A 24,293-nucleotide genomic window follows, 5' to 3' on the forward strand; every position below is an offset into this window, starting at 1 on the left:
CGTTACTGGTATTCAAGATCGATGGTGGCAATCGTATTGGCTTTCCCCGCCGTGACGCTGGCATCCGTCTGGTAATACTGCACCGCGAAGGGGATCACATCCGGAACGCCTGGTTCGGCTCTTCCACCCACCGGGATTGGGTAGTCGTATTTAAGATCGACACCGTCAAGCAGCATTCTCACCCCCACGCCCGTGGCGCTGTCGCTGCCGGGCGTCAGGTTCAGGACATCTGCATACTGGCTGTTGATGCCATTTGCGCTGGTTACCGAGGCCGTAAGATTGACCTCTTCGGTACAGGTGGCGGTGATGTTGAAATACTTCCAGGCCGTATAGCTGCCCACGTGGGTAAATTGCGACACCGGGAAATTGCCGAGGGTCACCGTCAGATTTAGCGGATCAATAGAACAGGTCGCCGTTCTTTCGCTGACCGTGGCGGAATAGTGGCTGGTATTACGTGCACCAGAAATCCCCACAGAGTTAAAAACCCCGAATCCATAGGGATCCTGCGCGAGCGAAAGGGTACCGCTACCGATATGTGATGCCGTTTTGATTAACCGCTGGGTGTAGCTGAAAGAAAATGTTTGTCCGCTGTCGCTGCTGACCGTCCCAATGGGCGTGGCGGTTGTATCGCATGAGTACCCTTTGCCGCGAACGATCTGCCCGCTGCTGTTCAGAAGCTCAATGCCGATGCCGTCAACATTGGTGGTATACACGCCCGGCATGCCAGGCACTTCCGTTCCCGTTCCGTAATAGCAGGAAATAAGGGTGTGATTCGTCATCGTGCCGGTACAGCTGCCGTTAACGGTATGGGTCTTTGCCGAACCCGGGATGACGCCGCCAATATCGAGTGTTGTGGGTACAGAAAGCGTGCCCGCATCAAGGGTATAAGGCAGATCGGCGCTGTCACAGGAGGTTGCCGCCTGGGCATGTGGCACCAGACACGCGCTCGTGAGTAAAACCAGCAGTGCGAAGACATAACTACACATGTTCATTTTTTCCTCGGGAAGGGTCATACACACTGCGCCGTAACGTTAAGAACAGGGCCGTCGGCTTTGGTGGGCAGGTGATAAGTTGCCTTGCAATGGCTGTCGGCGGTTTTCCCCCAGCTGACGTTAACCGTACCTGTCTCGTGCATACCGGTGAGGTACACCTGCCCGCCGTCGCCTACGATAAATTCACCGTCCTGATGGGCCTGAGATGCCGTTGCGCCAAAGGGGATCGGGCGACCATCCGCGCGTTTTAGTGTCATCAACACCCGACTGCCTACGTGCGTTTCATAATGTGCTCGCACAATGGCGCCGCGCGTTGGTGTCACCGTTTTTGCGGCCTGGTCGATATCGGCATTTTCCGGCAAGGTTTCGGTGTTCAGCGCGAGGGTGTTGTGACGGTATGGCGAAACGTACGGCACAATGGCATAGCCGCGATAATCGGTGTTGATGCCTGTCTGATTGGTGACATTGGTGTCGTCTGCGCCCGGCGCTTCGATCAGCGCAGCGGTCTCACCCATCGGCTGACCGAGGGTGATGCCGTGCGCATGGGCGATCATGCTGCCCTGAAGACCGACATTGAGCTGTTGCTGCTGGTTATCCTGTGAATACCCGGCGCTCACTTCGCCGTAGGTGCCTTTATAATCGGCATTCAGACTGGTGCTGTCCCCGCTGCTCTGACTATGGCCCTGCTGAACCCCCCAACTGAGGTTATTACCGGCCAGCGCCGTGCCGTTCAGACCCACGCTTTGGGTTGTTTCGTGCTTTGTGCTGTTCAGGTTGTAGTTCACCCAGGTGTTGCTGAGCCAGCGATCGAGCGGAACGGAGACGTTAAATGCAATCGTCTGCTCGCTGGTTTTCTCATTATTATCATCCCCGCTGTCACGCGTGTTTTTATCCAGTCCGTAACTGAGACCGTAGCTGATGCCGTGCCAGGAGTTGTTGTAGCCGAGGTTCAGTGAGGTCATCCCCTGGCTTGAATTCCAGTAGTTCTCTTTGACCAGGCTTAACGTCAGGGAACCAAACGCCCCGCCCAGGGACTGGTCGACAGTCGCCTCCTCGCGGCTGCGGCGCGTGTCCGGCGTTTCCCAGTCGTCATTACGGGTATGGGAATCCAGCGTGTCCTGCAGGGTGTAGAACCCCTTGCTGTTATAGCGATAGCCGGTAATGGAAAAATGGGTACCGGTGGTGGCGAAATCTTTGCTGTAGCGGATGCGCCAGGAGCGCCCGCGAGTGGGGGCCTGATCCTGCATCTCTGATTTGGCGTCGGTGACATCCACCGAAAAGGCCCCGAGATCGCCGATATTCTTGCCGACCCCCAGCGCCAGCGCATCGTAATACTGGCTTGCCTGCACGCCGCCGTAGACCGTAAAGCCGTAAGGCAAGCCGTAGATTGCCGTACCCTGCATAAACGGGGTTTTTTCGACGTCGTTGTCATAGCTGCGATAGCGCCCCGCGGTGAGGCTGTATTTAAAGCGGCCTTCACGCTGCAACACCGGCACCGACGCATAAGGCACCACAAAATGCTGTTCGCTGCCGTCCGTCTCTTTCACGGTGACGTTCAAATCGCCGCTTCCGCCGGTGGGGTAGAGATCGTTAATCTCGAACGCGCCGGGAGCGACATAGTTCTGGTAAATGACGTAACCATTCTGGCGAACGATAACCTGGGCGTTACTGTGCGCCGTACCGCGGATCACCGGCGCAAAGCCCTTCATGCTGTCCGGGAGCATGTCGTCATCCGAGGCGATCTGCGCCCCGGTGTAAGAGATGCTGTCAAACACATCGGAAGGGGAAGAGCTTTGGCCGAATGTGACGTTCCCGCCAAGGGCGATAATATCGCGCTGGGCGTAGGTATAGACCGAAGAAAACTGGCTCTCTGCGTCACCGTCACCGCTGGTTTTGCTCCAGGTGGAGTAGTTACGAAAACGCCACGCCCCGAGGTTAAGACCCGGACGCAGGTTAAGAAACTCGCTGCGCTGATCGCTACCGTTTTCACCTTTGCCGCGGTTGTTCCCGGCGGTGAAGCTGTAATTGAGCAGCAGGGCGTTAATTCCCTCGTCATATTCCTGCGGGTCGACGTAATCACGCGGTACCTGAGTAATTGCGGTCTGGGGAATGCTTAACAGCAGCTGCTGCGGATTAACATGAAACGTTGCGCTGGCGGAGGGGATCACGCTCAGGTCAATGCACTGCGCCTTATCGTCCTGCCCGAATTTTTCGGTATTAATACCGAAGCTTTTTAACTGGGCGGCGCTAAGGCACGGCTGCAGGGTTGATTTACCGCTGGCGTCTTTCTTCAGCGTGAACTCAATCTCTTTGCTTGCCACTTTATTATTGTTGACGTAGACATCAACGTGATATTTACCGGGAGCCTGACCGGGACCAATCTCATAAATACTGAGGTCGGTTTTACCCTGGCCTGGGTTATCAATATCCAGTAGCGCCGGGTTGAAATAATCATCGGCCAGAACTTTTTGCACGCACACACCCAACAGCGTGCAGCCCAATGCAATAAGCATTGAGCGTCCGTGCTGTTTGGGTGGTTCGGTGGAGTAGTCCCAGCTCATAACGATTTTCGCTATTCCAGACGTTATTTAATCTGTGCGCTATAGGACTGGCTAATACCGCCGTAATCATTGATGATTTTCCAGCTTACGGTGTGTGCTGTAATATTTCCTGGTGTCGCGAAATGGGTTTCACTTTTTGGGCCGGCATAGGTGGCTTTATCGACCTTTTTACCGTCGAGCGTTATTTCCTGGAAATTCATATAAAACGGCGTGGGGTTTTCGACAATCAGCTGGTTTCCCCGGGTGTGCCAGGATAATTGCGTGGCGACATCTTCCGGTTTTCCGGTAATACCTGACGGGCGATAAAGCAGCTTAATGCGGGTTTTAATCGCAATCTGCAGCGTATTAACGCTCTCATTGCGCGCAGAAGAGGGTATGGATTTAATATTCAGCCAGAACAGCGATTCGCGATCGGCAGGTAAGTTTCCCCCGGTTCTGATGATGCGCAGAACGTTCTCTTGCTTCGCATCAAGGCGAAACAGCGGCGGCGTGATCAGGAACGGTGCTTTCTCACGTGCGTTATCTTCCGTCTCGACCCATGACTGCACCAGATAATCGAGATTGTCCGGGTTGGTGATCCCAATAGAGGATTCTTTTTTACTTTCTGGGTAGACCACGCGTGTGCCGCCAATGGTAATACCCGCATGGGCAACGGAGGCAATAAATAAAAAAGAGGAGGCCAGAAGATATTTTCGCATAGTGACACCGTAATAAAGCAATAACAGATATTAGCCACTGGGGTAGCTAATATCTGTTTTATTAGTTGTAAACGATAGTGAAGGTAGACGCGGCATTCGCCAGTCCGGCAGACACCGTTCCTCCGGTCTGGATATAACGTGCGCCAAACTGCAGATCGTTTGTTGTGGTACCTGGCGTGAGCGTATACGCAGCAGAGGCCGTATATAAGCTCAGTGGATTTTCCGTTTTATCCAGCAACTGAACACCCACTCCTGACGCCGAACCGGTTCCTGATGTCACAGCAAGAATATCTTTGTTGTTACTGTCAGGCGTCCCGCCGAATGTCACCGAGGCGCTGGTAACCGTTTCAGGACAATCTTTTAACTGAATACTAAAGCGGGTTGTTGAGGTCGTCGAACCACTTCCGGTAAATGCAGATTTAGACACCTTACCTAATGAAACATTAAGCGGATTGCTTAAACCGTTTACCACAGTACATGCAGAATCAATAATCTCACCTGTGAAATTAATTTGACCTTCACCACTGGACGCAAATACAGAAACGGAAGCACACGCCATCCCGGCGGCGATCCCCGCAATAATCATTTTTTTCATTTAAATCCTCTGAATGAAAGTATGGCACTTCAGGTATTAATCATCACGTGGCTGATTAATTCGGCATGAACTATCGCTGAGAACTATTTTTCGTTCAATTTATCTTCAGACCATTTTTACCCTCGAAGGGCGTTTGTCAGGGTGTCGGGAGAGAAAGGAAAATGATTACCCGCCAGGCATTTATCAGGGCTATAGTATCTGCAAAGAGCCGCAAGGAGAGATGTCGTGGACTATCGTAAAATTATCAAAGAGGTAGGGCGGGGAAAAAACCATGCCCGCGACCTGGATCAGGAAACGGCCCGTGCGCTGTACACCCATATGCTTAACGGCGACGTGCCCGATCTGGAGATGGGCGGTATCCTGATTGCGCTACGCATTAAAGGTGAAGGCGAAGCGGAGATGCGCGGTTTTTATGACGCGATGCAGGCGCAAACGCTGCGCTTAACGCCACCGGTAGCCAGACCGATGCCGATTGTCATCCCTACCTACAACGGCGCGCGCAAACAGGCGAATCTGACGCCACTGCTGGCTATTCTGCTGCATAAGCTCGGGTTCCCGGTAGTTGTCCATGGCGTTAGCGAAGATCCGACTCGCGTCCTGACGGAGACCATTTTTGGCATGTTAGGTATCGAGCCAACCCTGCACGCCGGACAGGCACAGGCAAAGCTGGATGGTCATCAGCCGGTCTTTATTCCGGTTAAGGCGCTCTGTCCGCCGCTGGAAAAACAGCTGGATATGCGCTGGCGCATGGGTGTGCGCAACAGTGCGCACACCCTGGCGAAACTGGCGACGCCGTTTGGTGAAGCGGATGTCCTGCGCCTCTCCAGCGTATCGCACCCGGAGTATGTCACGCGGGTGGGCAAGTTCTTTGAAGATATCGGCGGCAGGGCGCTGCTGATGCACGGCACCGAAGGGGAAGTTTACGCCAATCCGCAGCGCTGCCCGCAGCTGGTGCTGATTGATGCCGCCGGCACGCGACCCGTGCTGGAGCGGGGTGAAGAGAATGTGGATGTGGTGTTGCCGGAGGCAAAAGATCCGCACACGACTGCGCACTGGATTGAGCAGTGCCTTGCCGGCAATGTCCCTGTTCCGCACACCCTTAAGCTGCAGATGGCCTGCTGCCTGCTGGCAACCGGTGAAGTGGAGTCTGTCCAGGCGGGGTTAGCCCGTGTGGAACAGGCGTTTTAGGCAAAAAAAAGCCCGTCCAGTGGCGGACGGGCAAGCAAGGGTAACAACAGGGTCAATGAGGGTTGGAGCAGCTCACCAGAGGGTATGGTGAGGGTGGAGCATTAATTCAGTCGATTATTTGTAGATAACCGCAGTGCCGCTCAGCTTGTTATTGCCGTTAGCGGATGTAATGGTGTATCCGCTTGCACCGGCCGCAGCGGCTTTTTCAGCCAGTTTGGCTTCCAGACCGTCCAGCGTGGTTGCGCCATCAGCACTCACCACACCTACTTTATTCATGTTCTGTGCCTGAGCAGAAGAAACGGGCTCTACAGCGAAAGCGCCAAAAGACAGAGCGGACAGGGCAACAGCAGCAACAGCATATTTGATGGTTTTCATAATTAATCTCTCGCAGGTTTTTCTGTTAAGGGGACGATGTTCCGTCGATGTGATAAGTATCACGTTTTTTTTCGGCAGATAAAATCGAAGAGAATTGACGTGGTTGCTCAAAAAAATTGAATGACAAATAACTTATTGAATATTAATAAATTCAGAAGGGCAATTTACAGTTCTTGTCGCTCCGGTTTACAGACGCATGATTCATGGCACATTTTGCTACGCGCCTGTTAAAAAATCGTGAGCGTAAAGGAAATCGCTTGCGCGGTGAACTTCGGTAAAGGAAAGTCAACGTAACTGGCTGTCTTTCGATCCTCTGCGATTATATCCTGAATGTGATTTGTTTTTTGAATCTTTATTCTGCTGACAGGAGACACATAACCGTACGCCGGGCATGGCTTTACGGCGCGCTTCCGGAATCGTTTCTCCGCACTCTTCGCATTCCGTTAAACTTTCCCCGCGCGGAATTTCACCGCGAGCACGGGCAACGGCATCTTCAATGGTACTGTTGATCTGTTCGTTAACGGCGTCATCATTCGCCCATCCGGAAGCCATGGCTTATCCTCACGTTCGGTGTGTATCTTATTAATGTGGGGTCAAAAAACGTACAGTCAAGACGGGAGTTGAGAACTGCATCTGTCAGCCAGATGCAGTGGTTCTCGGAAGGGGAACTTATTTATAGATGGTTGCTGTGCCATACATATGGTTATCGCCGCCGGCGGAATTCACCACGAAGCCTTTCGCACCTTCTTCGCGCGCTTTTTCGGCCAGCTTGTTTTGCAGATCGTCAAGGTTACTTGCACGACTTACCGAGACGGTGCCTGCAGGGCGCAGCTGGCTGGTATCGGTACTTTCGGTCAGTGACTGAACGGCCATGGCAGAAAATGACGCACTTGCCAGCGCGCCAGCGATAACAACAAGAGTCAGGTATTTTTTCATAATCACATCCTCAGGGGGAAACAACAGGTGATTCCCTTTAAGTTTAGAAGCCTGACGAGTGTGATTTAGCGCAAAAATTTGATGATGATCTGCTTATTTTTTGAACGATATAAATTGACAATTCGCTGACAGATCAGCGACATAAAGGTCACTGATTTATGGCGTTTTTTTGCGCACAGCAGAGAGATATTTACCGTTGCTCCCGCACAGGGTATCTTACGCCGCTGTTTAAAGGAGAATGCCATGACTTCCAAGCCGGGATTACACCCGCGAAATCGCCACCGCAGCCGCTATGACATGAAGGCGTTATGCCAGAGCTGCCCTCCGCTGCAGGACTACATCGTGCAGACCCCAGCCGGTGAGCCTTCGGTCAACTTTGCCGACCCGCAGGCGGTAAAAATGCTGAATAAAGCCCTGCTGGCGCATTTTTACGGCGTTACGCACTGGGATATCCCGGAAGGCTTTCTCTGCCCGCCCGTGCCGGGGCGTGCCGATTATCTCCACTATCTTGCCGATCTTCTGGCTGACGATCGTGGCGGCGTTATTCCTCAGCAGGCCACGGTTCTGGATATTGGGACCGGCGCGAACCTGATTTATCCGCTCATCGGCGTGCATGAATATCACTGGCGCTTTACCGGGAGCGAAATTGGCGCTGAGGCGTTTGCCAGCGCGCAGGCGATCATTAATGCCAATCCTGGCTTAAGTCGGTCTATTCGCTTACGCCGTCAGAAAGATGCCGCCTCTATTTTCAACGGCATTATCCACAAGAACGAGCACTACGACGCCACCCTCTGCAACCCGCCATTCCATGATTCAGCGGCTGCCGCCCGCGCCGGGAGCGAACGTAAGCGTCGCAATCTGGGTCAGGCTGAAGATGGCGCGCTCAACTTCGGCGGCCAGCAGCAGGAGCTGTGGTGCGAAGGGGGCGAGGTGGCGTTTATCCTGCGCATGATCGCGGAAAGTAAACAGTTTGCCCGCCAGGTGAAATGGTTTACCACCCTGGTTTCGCGCGGCGATAACCTGCCGCCGCTCTACCGCGCGCTGACCGAAGCCGGTGCCGTGAAGGTGGTGAAAAAAGAGATGGCGCAGGGACAAAAACAGAGCCGCTTTATCGCCTGGACGTTTATGGACGATAACAAACGTCGCAAATAGCACGCCGTCGTAAGCCGGGTAAGGCGAAGCCGCCACCCGGCTCGGTTACAGCGTCGGCTCCTGCGGAGGGAGCGGCGAGGCAGGCGGCGGCAGCACCTGATACGTCTGCACCGGCATACGCACATCCGCCAGATCAAAGTGTTTTTTCACCATGCTGTCGAGGGCAAAACGTACCGTCCACTGTTTGAGCGGCTGGGTGGTGAACGACACGCGCAGGGTAAAGGCGGTGTTGGTCAGCCCGACAATACCGGCAAACGACGGCTCGCCAATCACCAGGCCGCGAATATCCTCCATGGTCATCATCTCATCTACCGCATCCCGCAGCGCCTGTTTGGCTTTATCGGCATCTTCATGACGATCGACATCGTAATTTGCCACCACCGAGCCAATACCCCGGACGAAGTTGGCGAAGGTGGTAATCGATGACCACGGAATAATATGGTACGCCCCGGTGTCCTGGCGCACGCCGACGGATCGAATCGACATTCGCTCAACGGTGCCGGTCAGCGGCCCGATGGTCACCAGATCCCCGGTGTTCATGCCGTTTTCAAACTGAATAAAGATACCGGTGATGATGTCCTTCACCAGCGTCTGCGAGCCGAAGGAGATAGCCAGACCCAGCGCACCCGCACCGGCCAGCAGTGGCGCGATATTCACGCCGATTTCCGAAAGCACAATCATAATCGTGATGGTACTGATGATAACCGCCAGCGCGTTGCGGAACAGGGTGAGCAAGGTGCGGGCACGCGCGCTTGGCAGCGGCCTGCCGTGAATGTCAGAGACCAGGCGGTTCTCAATCAGGCTGGCCAGCAGCGTCCAGCCTACGGCAGAGAAGAACAGGATCAGCGCGATACGAATTAAAATATCAACGGTCTTTTCCCCAGCGCCGTTGTGCAGCCAGTTCCAGAAATCGAACAGTCCCCAGGCATTGAGCAGCAGCATAATCGCCACACAGACGGTGAGAATGCGCGCCACCTTCAGTGAAACCGAAAGCCAGCCGTTCACCCGTTTTTGCAGCTCCGGGTAATTGCGCTGGACCTGAGCAGACAAGGTAATGGTTTTCGATAGCCAGCGAGAGAGCAGGCCGGAAACAAAGGCCGCGACGCCAATAATGGCCAGGCTTTTAAACGTGGCACCCATCATAAATTTCAGGCTGTTGCCGGGATCGAACAGCGAGAAGAAGCACAGCACAATGAAGTAAGCGCTGGCCAGCCAGTGCCACACCATGGCAAAAGCGCGAATAAAGAGGCTAAAGAACGAGAGGGAACGGTCGGCCAGATGCAGCAAGCTCTCGGTGATCGTCTTTTTGTTATGGAAGATGAGGTAGAGCGCCCAGACGGTAATGCAGATCATAATCAGCACATTCGCCAGCGCACCAGACTGGACGTTCACCTGGTTGGAGATGATTGGCACGGCAACCAGCAGACCATAACCAATCAACCCGCTGAGCACGCTCAGACGCAGCGCCCAGTATCTGGCGCTGCTATCCCGAATAGTGAAAGGGCGAAGATCCGGCACGCGTGGGCAAAATATCAGCCGCAGCAGCGCCTTAAAGAACTCAATTACGGCGAAGGCATTCAGAAACAGCGCCTGCTGGAAGGCGATAGTTTTGTTGCCGGTATTCAGCCTGTCGGCCAGCAATTGCCCTGTAAACAACGTCAGCGCCAGCAGCAGTAAATCAATGATAAACGCGGCGGCGATCATCAGCGGCAGATGCAACCAGCTGCTTTTCTGCTGATTCTTCTTGCGACCCCATTGCCCCATTTTTCGGTACAGGGGCCACGCGCACAGGCGCACCAGCCAGTAAAAAATGAAGACGGCGGACGCCAGCAGTAAAAATTGCGTGGCAGCCGCGGTAAACGTACGGGGGTTAAAGGGCTTGTGCGAAGAGCCCATCAGGTTGCGATAGAGCTGGGCAAAGCGCGAGGAGAGGGCATCGGCATAGTGGCGGCTAACCTCAGTCACATTTTCCAGCACCGTTTTTTGCTCTTCTACCGGCGGCGGGGTGATGGTTGGAACGGGCTCCTGGGGCGGTGTGGCGGCAATTTTTCGCAGCTGATCGACTAACTCTTGCCGGGAGGTGTCGTTTTCCAGCACATCGGCAAGGGCACTGTAGGCGGCTTTTTTCTCTTCTGCATCCGGTTCCGGTGGAGGCGTTTTTTGCTGCGCAGTGGACGTTCCGGTGGTTACGCCGGGGATAGCAACGGCTATCGATGGCGCACTAAACAAGCTAAGCAACAACAGCAGGATCCACGGCACGGTGCCCTCCGGTGAAAATGTCGAACAAAATGATAAGTATAGAGGGCAGGGAGCGAAGGGCGTGTTTTGGGAACAATCTGGCGTAAAAAAGCCGGGCATGCCCGGCTTTGCATTTCAGAGGTCTGGTAATCAGGAGACGTGCTGCAGGAACTCCTGCAAACGCTGGCTTGGCGGGTTTGCAATCAGCGCCTGCGGGTTACCGTCTTCTGCGATACGGCCTTTATCAATGAAGATAAGGCGGGACGCCACTTTCTCAGCGAAGCCGATTTCGTGGGTCACGATCACCATCGTCATGCCTTCTTCGGCCAGATCCTGCATGACTTTCAGCACCTCGTGGCGCAGCTCCGGGTCGAGTGCGGAGGTTGGCTCATCAAACAGCATCATTTTCGGTTTAACCGCCAGCGCGCGGGCGATAGCCACACGCTGCTGTTGTCCACCGGAAAGTTCAGAAGGGTAGTGGTGAGCACGTTCTGCGAGGCCCACTTTCGCCAGCAGATCTTTAGCCAGCGCTTCCGCCGCCGCTTTGTTGGCACCGCGTACGCGCAGCGGGCCAAACATCACGTTTTCCAGCGCCGTCAGGTGCGGGAACAGGTAAAACTGCTGGAACACCATGCCCGCTTCCTGACGAATCAGACGGTCATCCACTTTCGGATCATTCACTTTCAGACCATCGACGATCAGATCGCCACTGGTGATCTCTTCCAGCTTATTGATGCAGCGCAGCAGCGTGGATTTACCGGAGCCAGAGGGCCCGATAATCACAACCACTTCACCCTGTTTGATGCTCAGATCGATATTGTGCAGCACCTGGGTTGGACCAAAGTGCTTGGATACGTTTTTAAATTCAATCACAGGATTTTCATCCTTCTTTCAAGACGACGCAGAACGAAGCTCAGAACCAGAGTGATAATCAGGTAGACAACGGCTACCGCACTCCAGATTTCCAGCGCACGGAAGTTGCCAGCAATGATCTCCTGGCCCTGGCGGGTCAGTTCAGCAACGCCAATAACGATGAACAGCGACGTGTCTTTGATACTGATGATCCACTGGTTGCCCAGCGGCGGCAGCATGCGGCGCAGCGCCAGAGGCAGAATTACGTGACGGATGGTTTCGCGACGCGAAAGACCTAACGCCAGACCCGCTTCACTGAAGCCTTTATGAATCGACAGCACCGCACCGCGCGTAATTTCCGCGATGTAGGCACCTGAGTTGATCATAATGGTCACGACGGCGGCGCTGAACGGGTCGATGCGCAGGTCGGTGAAGGCCATTGGCAGGGCGAAGTAGATGAACATGACCTGTACGACAATAGGCGTGCCGCGGATCACTTCGATGAAAACCAGTGCGATGTGGTTTGCAATCCAGCCACCGTAGGTGCGGGCGAAACCGGCGACAAGACCGATAATCAACCCGCCAACCAGACCGAGGACCGAAATCCACAGGGTCATTTTAGCGCCTTCAAGCAAGAGAGGAATGGCAGGCCAGATGGCGCTCCAGTCAAACTGCATGATGTATTCCTGTATACCGTGGTGAAAAACGAAAAACGTAGGCCCGGTAAGCATGAGCGTCACCGGGCGTTACAAACCTGAATTCAGGTAAAATTATTTAGGCTCGGTACCGAACCATTTTTTGTAGATTTCGTTATACGTGCCGTTCTCTTTCAGGGTTTTCAGCGCACCGTTAACTTTCGTACGCAGGTCGTCGCTGCCTTTCGGGAAGGCAATACCGTACTGCTGTGCTTCCAGAGACTCACCGACCGCTTTGAACTTACCGTTACCTGCGGTTTTGATGAAATAGAGGATGTTAGGCGTATCGTGCAGAACCGCGTCAGCACGGTTGGTGCCAAGTTCCATATAGGCGTTATCGATGTTCGGGAACTGGCGCAGATCTTTGGTTTTGATGTTCGCTTTCGCGTAATCAACGGAGCCGGTGCCGCTCTTCACCGCCACCACTTTACCGTCGAGATCTTTCACGCTTTTAACGTCGTTATTGTCAGCTTTGACCATCACCAGCAGGCCGCTTTTGTAGTAGCCGTCAGAGAAGTCGATCGCTTTTTTACGCTCATCAGTAATGGTGATGCCTGCCAGGGCCAGGTCTACGTTTTTGGTTTGCAGTGCCGGGATGATACCGCTGAAGTCCATTGGCTTCAGGGTGTAATCCAGTTTGAGTTCTTTTGCGATTGCGGCCCACAGATCCACATCAAAACCAACGTATTTATCACCCTGTTTGAATTCAAACGGAACAAACGCCGTGTCGGTGGCTACAACCAGTTTATCGGCGGCCTGAGAAGAGACCGCAAAAGCCAGGGTAAGTGCAGCCAGTGAAACTTTTAATACAGACTTCATAGCATTTCCTTTTATATCCACGGGGCGATCCCCTGCGAGAACGACAGGCACAATGAAAAAATCGTGCCAACTTTACAAGCTGTTGTTTTGCAAAGGGGAGGATGTCATGCATTGCACAATAAACGTGGCAATGATGTCTGATTGCACCAAGGTGGAGCACCGTTTTGGTGCGCGTCGTTTGGCTCAACTGACGGGGAGATATTTAGCGCAAATAATGATGAAAAAACAATCTTCCGTTAACGGTTGTGTGAGGTGATTATTACATTTCTTTCACTTTTGCAGCGTCTCAGTGGAAAAGTGTGCACCATAAATGTGCAAAACCCTCACCGGAGGCGAGGGTTCGATAGAAAATTCTTATGGATTATTCAATGTTAGATTCGATAAACCACAGGAATTGATCCAGGTCGCGAGACGCGGCGGTGAAGATATCCGCAGTATCTTCGTCTTTAGCCTGGCTAATCGCTTTACGCACGTCGTTAGCCACAATCGCATAACGGTCTGCCAGCTCTTTCAGGTGATCCTGAACGGTGTGAATATCCAGCGGATAGCTTTTCAGTGGCGTTTTGCTGTTAATCACCTGCGTGGTACCCAACGCCACACCACCTAACTGCACGGCGCGTTCGGCCATGGTGTCCAGGTGGGTGACCAGTGCTGTGCGGAAGCCATCCAGCATTTCATGAACGGCAATAAAGTTTGCACCGCGCATATTCCAGTGGGCCTGTTTGGTGATCAGCGAAAGATCGATGAACTGGATCACCTGGCGATTCAGCAACTCAATCGTTGCTTTTTTGTCGCTGTCCGATACATCGTTACGGGTATAAAGCAGATTAGACGCTTTCGTTTTCACCAGTTTAGCGGTACTCATAATCTCATATCCTCTTGATGTTTATGTCCCAGGTAATTACGGAACTAAGTATAGCACCGGATTTTTTCCCTGCGGTTTGGCTGTGCCTATTGGTTTAATAGCAAGAAGGGAGTTGAATTATTAACTGATTGAACTATATGGTGTTTTTTAAAATTGACACAGATCAATCTTAATTCTCTATTTCCCATTAAGGGCGAGAGAAATATGACTTTTCGATGACGAAGAATGTAAGAAATTATAAATAATACAGAACTGGCCTTTATTCTGCATGGCACCGAGGCCATGCAGAATATACGGTATTAGCGGATGTCCACTTTCTCAACTTTTGGCTCAGGGCGCATGGTGAGCGTTGACCCCATCGACGCCGCAATAATGGAGCACAGCGCCAGCGTCTGGGTAAAGGTGAGGGTTTCCCCAAGGAATACCATACCGGAGATGGCGGCCAGTGCAGGCTCCATGCTCATCAGGGTACCGAAGATGCGCGTTGGCAGCCGCGTGAGGGCAATCATCTCCAGTGAATAAGGCAGAGCCGTTGAGAGGATGGCGACAGCAAAACCCACCGGCATTACTGACCACTGCCAGATAGAGTCTGTCGCCTGAGCCATACCCAGCGGAACAAAGATGATGGCGGCAATGAGCGAGCCCAGCGCCACGGTCGCCGGGCCGTGCTCTTCGCCGGCGCGCTGACCCGTGAGGATATACACCGCCCAGCAGGCTCCGGCGCCCAGAGCCAGCGCGGCACCCGTCAGGTCGATTTCAGAGACGCTCTGGCCCAGCGGTAAGAGGAACCACAACCCCAGAACCGCTAACACCACCCAGATAAAATCGACAGGCCGTCGGGAGGAGAAAAGAGCCACCGCCAGCGGGCCGGTAAATTCCAGCGCGACGGCAATCCCCAGCGGAATGGTCTGGATAGAGAGATAGAACATATAGTTCATGGCCCCCAGCGCCAGCCCGTAGAAGAGCAGCGGGAGGCGCTGCTCTTTTTTGACGCGCAACCGCCAGGGTTTAAAAATGACCACGAGGATCAGGGTACCCAAAGCGATACGCAGGGCTGTCACCCCCGGTGCGCCTACCAGTGGAAAGAGCGATTTCGCGAGGGACGCGCCACTCTGTATAGACAGCATCGCAATCAGAATTACAGCAACCGGCATCCAGACCGATGACGTGCGGGATATCCCTGGCATCCTTTCTCCTGTCAATTTTTGTCAAATAGGGTAAAAGCCGCAGTGTAATTGAAATATGGCGCAACGGTTGAGCTACTGTTGAAAAAAAACCAGGGAAAATCCGTAAAATGGATAAGCGTTGCTGGTTTTATCGCCTGTCAGATTAGGAATAATCTGGATGAATGTAACGGCGTTGACGCGCAGTATGAGTATTTAGCAACAGAAATCCTTTGTGATTTGAACAAGATAACTGATGCTGGAAACGTTCTGTTACAGGAAAGGTCCCGTTAGACATCACGAATCACAAAGAGTTTCGCAAATTTTTTTGATATATTTAAAACTTACGGATTTACTTGAAGCACATTTGAGGTGGTTATGAAAAAAATTGCATGTCTTTCAGCACTGGCCGCTGTACTGGCTGTTTCCGCAGGTACCGCTGTAGCTGCTACTTCCACTGTTACCGGTGGTTACGCTCAGAGCGATATGCAGGGCGTAATGAACAAAGCTAACGGTTTCAACCTGAAGTATCGTTACGAGCAGGATAACAACCCACTGGGCGTGATCGGTTCTTTCACCTACACCGAGAAAGATCGTTCTGAAAACGGCGCATACAACAAAGGCCAGTACTACGGCATCACCGCTGGTCCAGCTTACCGTATCAACGACTGGGCAAGCATCTACGGTGTTGTAGGTGTTGGCTACGGTAAATTCCAGCAGACCGAAAACCAGGGTCTGAACCGCACTGCAAGCAACAGCGACTACGGCTTCTCCTATGGCGCGGGTCTGCAGTTCAACCCAATCGAAGACGTTGCTCTGGACTTCTCCTATGAGCAGAGCCGTATCCGCAACGTTGACGTCGGCACCTGGATCGCGGGCGTAGGTTACCGCTTCTAATCACTTCGGTGAGCCAGTAAAAAATCCGCCCATGTGGCGGATTTTTTTTTGCAAGGTAAAAGCAAAACGGCAACCATGGGTTGCCGTTTTTAATGTTTTTTCCCTCTCCCTGTGGGAGAGGGCCAGGGTGAGGGCATCAGACCGCACAGCTTACTTACTCTTTATATCAAAAATATCCGTACCCAAATGGTTATAGTCAACTTTCTGTAACTTGAAGTTGGTAACGTACACTGGGGGAGCTTTCTTGTTTGAGATAAACGGGTAAGCATTTTTGATCTGCTCTGCTGAAATCCCCGTCCACTGCGAGAAGAACGTCAGGAAATCATTGGCCGAGCGGCGCGCGGTGATAATACGATGCTTCTTGTCATCACTCGACAGCACCATAAACGGTACCTGGAAGTTTTGCTGGAATTTATCGTCGTGCGCCAGATACTGCACCTCTTTACCGCGCTCTTTAAACGCCAGCCCGTGATCCGAGAAATAAACCAACGAGAAACTCTCACCCGTATTACGTAGCTGATCGTACAGCTTGCTGAGCAGTTCGTCGGTTTGCGTCATGGTGTACAGATAGCAAGAGGTCTCTTTAGATTGCACAAACTCGGCGTATTTCCCCTGCGTGCGGTCACAGGCCTGAGGGTGCGAACCCATCAGGTGCAGGACGATCAGCTGTGGCTGCGTGCGCTGCGTGGCAAAAACCTGCGCCGTCATCTTGAGCAATGCTTCGTCTTTGGTATTTTTATCGGCTTCAAAATCACCGTTTTTCAGGAACTGCACTTCATCGGCACGCTTCGCGATGCTGGCAATGGCGGTATCGTATTCGCCAATTTGCCCCTGATTAGAAAACCACCACGTCTGAAAACCGGCACGGTTTGCCAGCGTGACAAAGTTATCCTGATACTGTGGTTTGCCGTCGACAACGCGGTTCAGGGTCAGGCCGAGCGATTTCTGCGTCGAGCCGCTGGCCGCAATATAATCGGTAAACAGGGTACCGTTGACGGCGCTGGCGAACGGCGTGTTATCCCAGTGTCCGCCGAACGCGCCCATCGCATCGCGGCGTGCGCTTTCGCCGATGACGACCACATAGGTATGGTACTTCGGCTTCACCGCCAGCACGTTCCAGGTGTCTTTCATATTGGAGAGCTCAGCCATGCGCGCCTGCTCGTCGAGAACTTCCTGGTTATTGACGACAACGTCTTTTACAAAGCGGAACACCGGATAGCCGGTATCCTTCAGCTTGAACACGCCGCCCCAGGCCAGGTTTTGCACGGGGGTGACAAAGAAGGTCACTACGCTGAATGCCAGACACAGCGTCTCTATTTTTCCCCACGCTTTTTTCTCTTCGGGTTTACGACGCACCGCTATAACGCCAAGCGCAAAAATAAAGAGGCCGACCACGTAGCTGTACCACGGGAAGATCGTCAGGATCTCGGTCGACTCTTCCATGTTGGTCGAGTGCAGCGCCAGCAGGGTATTAAAGTTTGGCGAACCGTAAGCCTGACCAAACGGGAAATAGAGCGCTGCAATCAGGGAGCAGATGCCCACTAACGTTTTTTGCGCGCGCGGCGCGGTACGCCACAGCAAATGCAGAATGCAGGTAAACGCAACGGCATACAGCAGGCTGAAGGGGTAACCCAGCGCAAAGTTAATCAGCAAGGATTGTAAAAAGTAGAATGCCGTCCACGGACTTAAGGCCCGACTGCGGGTAACAACGGTGTCTATCAGGGTTAAATTCATAGGTCACTATCATGCATAAAAACGCCATGTGCTCACCCTGGCGTCAAGGGTCATAACCTGCCTGACAGTGCGTGGAGAGGGAATGAGGGTCCGCTTCAGCGAGCCGCAAATTGTGCAGGGCTGCAAGAAGATAGTGCGAGCGCTAAATAATATCAACCGTTGCTAAGCAGATGTTTTGCGAAGAGGATTGCAAATCCGTAAAAAAAACCGGGAATAGGGCGGCCGGAGGCCAGTTTACAGCGGGAATATGACGGCAAAATGAAGCGGCGTACCGCAACGCCGCTTAGTGGGAAGGTTTGTCGTCCTGATGCGGCTTGTTGTTAAACATATCGCACAGCATGTTCAACAGCATTAAGCGCACCCTGAAGGGGGAGTGAGTAAACACGGTCATACACCTCTTGAATTCGTTCATAAGACCTCCTGATTTTTGATCCCTTCGATCCGTGAAGGGTGACTGCATTACATACAGATATAGCACAGGCTATATTGTATAGCTATGGCTATTTCGTTAATTTTTTGTGCTTGTAGAGGTATGGTTTACAATGTGCGCTCTCGATACCGGGCGCTGGAAGCGTCACCCCACTGAGGAAGTACAATGAACCGTCGCGCAGGTAAGCCAACAATCAGAAAAACGACGCAACTGGTGAATGTGGAAGAGCACGTCGAAGGTTTTCGTCAGGTGCGTGAAGCCCACCGACGTGAACTGATTGATGATTATGTTGAGCTGATTTCCGATCTGATTCGCGAGGTCGGGGAAGCACGTCAGGTAGATATGGCGGCCAGGCTGGGGGTTTCGCAGCCAACCGTTGCGAAGATGTTAAAACGTCTGGCCTCCGTCGGCTTAATCGAAATGATCCCGTGGCGCGGCGTCTTTCTGACGCCGGAAGGGGAGAAGCTGGCGCAGGAGAGCCGCGAGCGCCACCAACTGGTGGAGAACTTTTTGCTGGTGCTGGGCGTAAGCCCGGAGATTGCCCGTCGGGATGCGGAAGGAATGGAACACCACGTCAGCGAAGAGACGCTGGTGAAGTTTCGTGAGTTTACGCTTAAATATGGTTCCTCCGCTGAATGAAAATCCCTGGACTGCAGGCCCTCACGCGCGATCGCTTCTTTCATCTCTTATTGATTATTGGTGCAGGTTTAAGCCTTTTTGTACCGTTTGCGCCCAAGGCCTGGCCTGCGGCGATTGACTGGCGCACCATCATTACGCTAAGCGGGTTAATGATGCTCACCAAAGGGGTGGAGCTGAGCGGCTACTTCGACGTGCTGGGGCGCAAAATGGTGCGCCGGTTTGCCACCGAACGCAGGCTGTCGCTGTTTATGGTGTTCTCCGCCGCGGTGCTGTCGACCTTTCTCACCAACGATGTGGCGCTGTTTATCATCGTGCCGCTGACGCTCACCCTGCGTAAACTTTGCGAGATCCCGGTGAGTCGGCTGATCATCTTTGAAGCGCTGGCCGTCAACGCGGGCTCGCTGTTAACCCCTATCGGCAACCCGCAAAACATTCTGCTCTGGGGACGTTCAGGGTTATCGTTCGCCGCCTTTACCTGGCAGATGGCGCCGCTGGCGCTGGTGATGATGGCGTCGCTGCTGGCGGTCTGCTGGTTTGCCTTCCCGGATAAAAAACTGCAATACCACAGCGGCACAACCGGCCCGCAGTGGCAGCCTCGTCTGGTCTGGAGCTGCCTGGGGCTGTATATCGTCTTTCTGTTTGCGCTGGAGCTGCGGTATGAACTGGCGGGCGTGCTGCTCGTGGCGGCTGGTTTTGTCGTGCTGGCGCGACGCGTGCTGGTGAGCGTGGACTGGACGTTGCTGCTGGTCTTTATGGTGATGTTCATCGACGTGCATCTGCTTATCCAGCTCCCGGTGCTGCAACACGTGCTGCATAGCGTCAGCGGTCTGTCTCAGCCGGGGCTGTGGCTGACGGCGATTGGCCTCTCGCAGGTCATCAGCAACGTGCCTTCTACCATTTTACTGCTCAACTATGTTCCGCCGGACACGCTTCTGGCCTGGGCGGTTAACATCGGCGGGTTTGGTCTGCTGCCCGGCTCGCTGGCCAACCTGATTGCCCTGCGGATGGCGAACGATCGCCGCATCTGGTGGCGCTTCCATCTCTGGTCGATCCCCATGCTGCTCTGGGCTGCGGCGATCGGTTTCGGATTATTCCTTCTCATATAGTGCGCAATTTGTCAGTTTTTCCTGGCAAACGTATAGCAACGTCCTAGCTTTAGTGAACGGCATAGTGTGATGCCGCTCACTGACAGGACCGTTGCTGAACTATGGCTGAAGAACAAAACACCCCTGCTGACGAGCAGGACAAAAACAATAATGAGCGTAAGCGTCCGGGCAAAAAACCGTTAATTATCCTCGGCATTGTCGTGGTGGTGATGGTCATCGTGGCGCTGGTCTGGTGGTTTTTAACCCGTAACGAAGAGACAACTGACGACGCCTTTACCGACGGCGATGTGGTGACGATTGCCCCTAAAACGGCGGGTTATGTCACGGCGTTACATGTGCGTGATAACCAGCGCGTGAAAAAGGGCGATCTGCTGGTGGTTATCGATCCGCGTGATACCACCGCCCAGCGCGATCAGGCTCAGGCCCAGCTTGGCCTGGCTATTGCGCAGCTGCATCAGGCCCAGGCACAGCTGGCGCTCTCGAAAGTGCAATACCCCGCCCAGCGCGACGAAGCCAAAGCGCAGGTGCTGAAAGCGCAGGCAGACCTCGCCAACGCGCAGGCGGAGTATCGCCGCCAGCGCGGGGTCGATCCGCGTGCCACCACCCAACAAAGCATTGATTCCGCCAACGCCCAGCTGCGTAGTGCACAGGCCGCTCTGGCAAGCGCGCAGGCCCAGCTGGAAGTGGCGGAGCAGGTACAGCTGCAGATCCGCCAGCAGGAGACCAACGTCGAAGCGCGTGAGCGCCAGGTCGATCAGGCTAAAGCGCAGCTGGAAACCGCTAACCTCAACCTCTCTTACACCGAAGTTCGCGCCCCGTTCGACGGGTTTGTCACTAAGCGCAACGTGCAGCCGGGTACGCTGGTACAGGCGGGCACGGCGCTGTTCTCGTTGGTCTCACCCAACGTCTGGGTGGTGGCCAACTTTAAAGAGTCTCAGCTTGAGCGCATGAAGCCAGGCGATAAGGTGGAGGTTTCCGTCGATGCCTGGCCAGATATGGCGCTTGAAGGCCATGTCGACAGCATCCAGCAGGGCAGCGGCTCGCGTTTCTCGGCGTTCCCGTCGGAAAACGCCACCGGCAACTTTGTTAAAATTGTCCAGCGCGTGCCGGTGAAAATTGTGATTGATAAAGGGCTGGATCCGAACAAACCGCTGCCGCTGGGGCTGTCGGTGGAACCGAAGGTCACCGTGGAATGACGGATCACAGCCACGACAACTGGAAGCCCGCCAGCAATCCGTGGGCGGTGGCGATTGTCGTTACGCTGGCGGTGTTTATGGAGATCCTCGACACCACCATCGTCAACGTGGCGCTGCCGCACGTGGCGGGCTCGCTCTCGTCCAGCTATGACGAGTCCACCTGGGTATTAACCAGCTACCTGGTGGCTAACGGCATCGTCCTGCCCATCTCGGCATTTCTCAGCCGGGTGTTTGGCCGCAAGCAGTTCTTCCTGATTTGCATCGTGATGTTCACCGTCTGCTCGTTCCTGTGCGGGATCGCGACCGAGCTGTGGCAAATCATCTTGTTCCGTGTGATGCAGGGCTTTTTTGGCGGCGGCCTGCAGCCCACGCAGCAGTCGGTGCTGCTTGACTACTTTAAACCGGAAGACAGGGGCAAAGCGTTTGGTCTCTCCTCCATCGCCATTATCGTTGCGCCGGTACTCGGCCCGACGCTCGGGGGCTGGATCACTGACAACTACTCCTGGCGCTGGGTGTTCTTTATCAACATCCCGGTGGGGATAGTGACGGTGCTGGCGATCTACCAGCTGCTGGAAGATCCCCCATGGGAGAGTAAAGCCAAAGAGAAGCTGACTATCGACTGGACGGGGATCGGCCTGATCGCGCTTGGCCTCGGCTGTCTGCAGGTGATGCTCGACCGGGGCGAGGATGATGACTGGTTCTACTCGAACTTTATTCGCACCTTTGCGGTGTTAACGCTGGTCGGCATCATTGGCGCCATTTACTGGCTGATGTATGCCAAAAAACCGGTTGTTGATCTGCACTGCATGAAGGACCGCAACTTTACCATCTCCAGCCTGCTGATGGCGGGGATGGCGATGATCCTTTACGGCAGCTCGGTGGTGATCCCGCAGCTGGCGCAGCAGGATCTGGGCTATACCGCCACCTGGTCCGGGCTGGTTCTGTCGCCCGGCGCAGTGTTGATTGTATTGACCATCCCGCTGGTCCTGAAGCTGATGCCGGTAGTGCAGACGCGCTGGATCATCGCCTTTGGCTTTACCTGTCTGGCTGTGTCGTTCTTCTGGTCGCGCACGCTCACCCCGGACATTGACTTCGAAACGCTGGTGCTGTTCCGCAGCGCCCAGTCGATTGGGCTGGGGTTCCTGTTTGTCCCGCTGACCACCATCGCGTTTATTTCTATCCCGAGGCGGCTGAACGCGGATGCCGCGGCGCTGTTCACCATGTTCCGTAACGTTGCGGGCTCGATTGGCATATCGCTTTCGACGGCGGCCATCACCGAGCGCTCGCAGGCCCACAGCGCGCACCTTGCGTACCACGCCTCGCCGTTTAACGAGCAGTTCCAGCAGGCGATCCGCGAAAGCGCGCAGGCGATCCAGAACTTTACCACTCAGGTCGGCGACCCGACCGGCATTGCCACCGGGCGCATGTACCAGACCATGATTGAGCAGTCGCGCTTCCTGGCCTATATCGACGTATTCACCATTCTGAGCGTGGTGGCGCTGGTCCTGATTCCGTTTTGTTTGTTGCTCTCGCCGGTTAAGAGCGAGGGGAGTGCAGGAGCACATTGATGATACACAGACGTTTACACCCCCTGATGATAATGATGCTGCTGGCAGGTTGCGCCGTGGGGCCGGATTACCAGCCGCCTGCACCGCCTGCCGTCACGCACTGGAACGATAAAGGCGACAGCACGGTGAAATCACAAACCACCTCCGCTGCGACTAACCCGCGCTGGTGGAAAACGTTCGGCTCGCCGCAGCTCGACAGCCTGATTGAACGCGCCATCGCCGGGAATTTGTCCCTGCAGCAAACGGTGCTGCGCATCGCTGGCGCGCGCGAACAGATTAACCAGGCGGGCGGGGGGTTTTATCCGTCGGTCAACGGCAATCTGCAGGCGACGCGCCAGCAGCTCGGCCTGGAAGGTGAGCTGAAGTCTCATGGGGTCTACGACCAGCTTGATAACGTCGATCCGGAACTCAGGGGGGCGTTAGGACCGCTGACGCAGCCGATCAACCTCTACCAGGGCAGCTTCGACGCCCAGTGGGAGATTGACCTCTGGGGTAAAGTTCGCCGTCAGGTTGAAGCTGCTGAAGCGCAGCAAAAAGCCGCTATTGAGCAGCGTAACGACGCGCTGGTCTCCCTTGAAGCCGAAGTGGCGCGCGCCTGGCTCCAGCTGCGCGGGGCGCAGAGCATTATTGCCACGCTGAACACCCAGATTAAAAGTGCGCAGCAAACGCTGGATCTGACCGAAAGTCGCCAGCGGGGCGGGTTGTCGCCGCAGATGGACGTAGAAAATGCGCGGGCGCAGCTGGGCAATCTTGAAGCACAACTGCCGCAATATCAGGCGCAGGAGCGGCAGGCGATGAACGGCCTGGCGATCCTGCTCGGCAAGCCGCCGGGGGCGTTGGATGCGGAATTGCAGTCCGCCCAGCCGATGCCTGCGCTGCCGGATATCGTGCAAACGGGTATTCCATCCACGCTGGCGCGGCGTCGTCCGGACGTGCGAGAAGCGGAAGCGAATCTCCATGCCGCCACAGCGCAAATTGGCGTGTCGGTGGCCGAGCTGTTCCCGAGCTTTACTCTTTCCGGGCAGTTTGGCCTGCGCAACAGCGAATCCAACTGGCTCACCGACTGGAGCAGCCACTTCTACAGTTTTGGTCCGCAGGTCTCCATTCCCATCTTCCAGGGCGGAAGACTGGTCTCCAGCGTGAAAGTGGCGCGTGCGCAACAGGGGGCGGCGGTGCTGGATTATCGCCAGACGGTACTGACTGCGCTGGGGGATGTTGAGAATGCGCTGGTGAGTTACCGCACCGATCAGCAGCGTGAAGCGGGTCTGGCGAAGACCATCGATGCGCTGCAAAACGCCTTCGACCTGGCCAGCGATAGCTACCGGCAGGGGATTGCCAGCTTTATCGACGTGCTCGACGCCCAACGGCAGCTGGCACAGGCCGAGCAGCAACGTGCCCAGGCGCAGGTGCAAAGCGCGCTCGATCTGGTGGCGCTCTATAAGGCGCTGGGCGGCGGCTGGGAGCCCTATCAGCAGGTGCAGTTACCGGATTACGCCGTCTTTGGCGATGCCCCGCGCGGATAATATTCAGAGGATTGGGCAAGAAACGGACAGGAACGCCACATTCGCGTTGGCCAGGGGGCGGGTATAACTAT

At 54.6% G+C, this 24,293-nt stretch carries 23 protein-coding genes; 8 read left to right on the top strand and 15 right to left on the bottom strand.

Features of this window, described 5'->3' with window-relative positions; genetic code table 11:
* Nucleotides 1–2 precede the first annotated feature (2 nt).
* The 4 genes from ACQG19_RS07560 to ACQG19_RS07575 form a co-directional block, all read right to left on the bottom strand.
* Nucleotides 3–986 (bottom strand): fimbrial protein, encoded by a 984-nt coding sequence (locus ACQG19_RS07560; protein WP_246931519.1) that lies wholly within the window; start codon nucleotides 984–986, stop codon nucleotides 3–5.
* 23 nt (nucleotides 987–1,009) lie between these two features.
* Entirely contained in the window at nucleotides 1,010–3,505 is a 2,496-nt protein-coding gene (locus ACQG19_RS07565) for a fimbria/pilus outer membrane usher protein (RefSeq protein ID WP_246931518.1), read from the bottom strand.
* Nucleotides 3,506–3,576: 71 nt separating this feature from the next.
* A complete protein-coding gene (locus ACQG19_RS07570) occupies nucleotides 3,577–4,251 on the bottom strand; it encodes a fimbrial biogenesis chaperone (RefSeq protein WP_020684993.1) in 675 nt (224 codons plus the stop codon).
* A 61-nt stretch (nucleotides 4,252–4,312) separates the two neighbouring features.
* Nucleotides 4,313–4,846, bottom strand: a complete 534-nt coding sequence (locus ACQG19_RS07575) for a fimbrial protein (protein WP_029882477.1) — start codon at nucleotides 4,844–4,846, stop codon at nucleotides 4,313–4,315.
* A gap of 225 nt (nucleotides 4,847–5,071) precedes the next feature.
* Here ACQG19_RS07575 and ybiB point away from each other — a divergent pair, with 225 nt between their 5' ends.
* Complete coding sequence (gene ybiB, locus ACQG19_RS07580) at nucleotides 5,072–6,034, top strand: DNA-binding protein YbiB (RefSeq protein ID WP_246931517.1); 963 nt, start codon at nucleotides 5,072–5,074, stop codon at nucleotides 6,032–6,034.
* Nucleotides 6,035–6,148: 114 nt separating this feature from the next.
* Here ybiB and ybiJ read toward each other — a convergent pair whose 3' ends face one another.
* The 3 genes from ybiJ to mcbA all read right to left on the bottom strand — a co-directional run bounded on the left by ybiJ (nucleotide 6,149) and on the right by mcbA (nucleotide 7,345).
* Nucleotides 6,149–6,409, bottom strand: a complete 261-nt coding sequence (gene ybiJ / locus ACQG19_RS07585; RefSeq protein ID WP_013097471.1) for a DUF1471 family protein YbiJ — start codon at nucleotides 6,407–6,409, stop codon at nucleotides 6,149–6,151.
* Between the two features lie 285 nt (nucleotides 6,410–6,694).
* Nucleotides 6,695–6,961, bottom strand: a complete 267-nt coding sequence (locus ACQG19_RS07590; RefSeq protein ID WP_013097470.1) for a DksA/TraR family C4-type zinc finger protein — start codon at nucleotides 6,959–6,961, stop codon at nucleotides 6,695–6,697.
* Between the two features lie 117 nt (nucleotides 6,962–7,078).
* Complete coding sequence (gene mcbA / locus ACQG19_RS07595; protein WP_013097469.1) at nucleotides 7,079–7,345, bottom strand: DUF1471 family periplasmic protein McbA; 267 nt, start codon at nucleotides 7,343–7,345, stop codon at nucleotides 7,079–7,081.
* A 243-nt stretch (nucleotides 7,346–7,588) separates the two neighbouring features.
* Between mcbA and rlmF the strand changes: the two genes are divergently transcribed.
* Nucleotides 7,589–8,497 (top strand): 23S rRNA (adenine(1618)-N(6))-methyltransferase RlmF, encoded by a 909-nt coding sequence (rlmF, locus tag ACQG19_RS07600; protein ID WP_013097467.1) that lies wholly within the window; start codon nucleotides 7,589–7,591, stop codon nucleotides 8,495–8,497.
* A gap of 45 nt (nucleotides 8,498–8,542) precedes the next feature.
* Here the strand turns inward: rlmF and ybiO are convergent, their stop codons facing one another.
* From ybiO to rhtA, 6 genes are all read right to left on the bottom strand, one after another.
* Nucleotides 8,543–10,756 (bottom strand): mechanosensitive channel protein, encoded by a 2,214-nt coding sequence (gene ybiO / locus ACQG19_RS07605; RefSeq protein ID WP_246931516.1) that lies wholly within the window; start codon nucleotides 10,754–10,756, stop codon nucleotides 8,543–8,545.
* A 129-nt stretch (nucleotides 10,757–10,885) separates the two neighbouring features.
* Entirely contained in the window at nucleotides 10,886–11,608 is a 723-nt protein-coding gene (gene glnQ / locus ACQG19_RS07610; RefSeq protein ID WP_013097465.1) for a glutamine ABC transporter ATP-binding protein GlnQ, read from the bottom strand.
* Nucleotides 11,605–12,264 carry a glutamine ABC transporter permease GlnP gene (glnP, locus tag ACQG19_RS07615; RefSeq protein ID WP_003858462.1) on the bottom strand — a complete coding sequence of 220 codons (660 nt, stop codon included), beginning with the start codon at nucleotides 12,262–12,264 and terminating at the stop codon, nucleotides 11,605–11,607. The genes glnQ and glnP overlap by 4 nt, the downstream gene beginning before the upstream one ends.
* A 93-nt stretch (nucleotides 12,265–12,357) precedes the next feature.
* Nucleotides 12,358–13,101, bottom strand: coding sequence for a glutamine ABC transporter substrate-binding protein GlnH (gene glnH / locus ACQG19_RS07620; RefSeq protein ID WP_013097464.1), 744 nt, complete (start codon nucleotides 13,099–13,101; stop codon nucleotides 12,358–12,360).
* Nucleotides 13,102–13,462: 361 nt separating this feature from the next.
* Nucleotides 13,463–13,966: a DNA starvation/stationary phase protection protein Dps gene (gene dps, locus ACQG19_RS07625; RefSeq protein ID WP_013097463.1), complete on the bottom strand. Its 504-nt coding sequence runs from the start codon at nucleotides 13,964–13,966 to the stop codon at nucleotides 13,463–13,465.
* Between the two features lie 299 nt (nucleotides 13,967–14,265).
* On the bottom strand, nucleotides 14,266–15,153 hold the full coding sequence (gene rhtA, locus ACQG19_RS07630) for a threonine/homoserine exporter RhtA (RefSeq protein ID WP_013097462.1): 888 nt from the start codon (nucleotides 15,151–15,153) through the stop codon (nucleotides 14,266–14,268).
* Between the two features lie 354 nt (nucleotides 15,154–15,507).
* Between rhtA and ompX the strand changes: the two genes are divergently transcribed.
* Entirely contained in the window at nucleotides 15,508–16,026 is a 519-nt protein-coding gene (gene ompX / locus ACQG19_RS07635) for an outer membrane protein OmpX (RefSeq protein WP_013097460.1), read from the top strand.
* Nucleotides 16,027–16,176: 150 nt separating this feature from the next.
* On the opposite strand, the gene ACQG19_RS07640 is transcribed toward ompX, so the two are convergent.
* Nucleotides 16,177–17,760 carry a phosphoethanolamine transferase gene (locus ACQG19_RS07640; protein ID WP_129251494.1) on the bottom strand — a complete coding sequence of 528 codons (1,584 nt, stop codon included), beginning with the start codon at nucleotides 17,758–17,760 and terminating at the stop codon, nucleotides 16,177–16,179.
* A 283-nt stretch (nucleotides 17,761–18,043) separates the two neighbouring features.
* Entirely contained in the window at nucleotides 18,044–18,172 is a 129-nt protein-coding gene (gene mntS / locus ACQG19_RS07645) for a manganase accumulation protein MntS (RefSeq protein ID WP_013097458.1), read from the bottom strand.
* Between the two features lie 183 nt (nucleotides 18,173–18,355).
* Between mntS and mntR the strand changes: the two genes are divergently transcribed.
* The 5 genes from mntR to ACQG19_RS07670 all read left to right on the top strand — a co-directional run bounded on the left by mntR (nucleotide 18,356) and on the right by ACQG19_RS07670 (nucleotide 24,222).
* Entirely contained in the window at nucleotides 18,356–18,829 is a 474-nt protein-coding gene (gene mntR / locus ACQG19_RS07650) for a manganese-binding transcriptional regulator MntR (RefSeq protein ID WP_013097457.1), read from the top strand.
* On the top strand, nucleotides 18,826–19,935 hold the full coding sequence (locus tag ACQG19_RS07655; protein WP_038418965.1) for an anion transporter: 1,110 nt from the start codon (nucleotides 18,826–18,828) through the stop codon (nucleotides 19,933–19,935). The genes mntR and ACQG19_RS07655 overlap by 4 nt, the downstream gene beginning before the upstream one ends.
* Before the next feature lie 101 nt (nucleotides 19,936–20,036).
* A complete protein-coding gene (locus tag ACQG19_RS07660; protein ID WP_058683726.1) occupies nucleotides 20,037–21,131 on the top strand; it encodes an HlyD family secretion protein in 1,095 nt (364 codons plus the stop codon).
* Nucleotides 21,128–22,699 carry a DHA2 family efflux MFS transporter permease subunit gene (locus ACQG19_RS07665; protein ID WP_029882858.1) on the top strand — a complete coding sequence of 524 codons (1,572 nt, stop codon included), beginning with the start codon at nucleotides 21,128–21,130 and terminating at the stop codon, nucleotides 22,697–22,699. Before ACQG19_RS07660 ends, ACQG19_RS07665 begins: the two co-directional genes overlap by 4 nt.
* Nucleotides 22,699–24,222, top strand: a complete 1,524-nt coding sequence (locus ACQG19_RS07670) for an efflux transporter outer membrane subunit (RefSeq protein WP_246931515.1) — start codon at nucleotides 22,699–22,701, stop codon at nucleotides 24,220–24,222. The genes ACQG19_RS07665 and ACQG19_RS07670 overlap by 1 nt, the downstream gene beginning before the upstream one ends.
* Nucleotides 24,223–24,293: the final 71 nt, after the last annotated feature.

Source organism: Enterobacter cloacae complex sp. 277I4, assembly GCF_050031465.1.
Taxonomy (GTDB): Bacteria; Pseudomonadota; Gammaproteobacteria; order Enterobacterales; family Enterobacteriaceae; genus Enterobacter; species Enterobacter cloacae.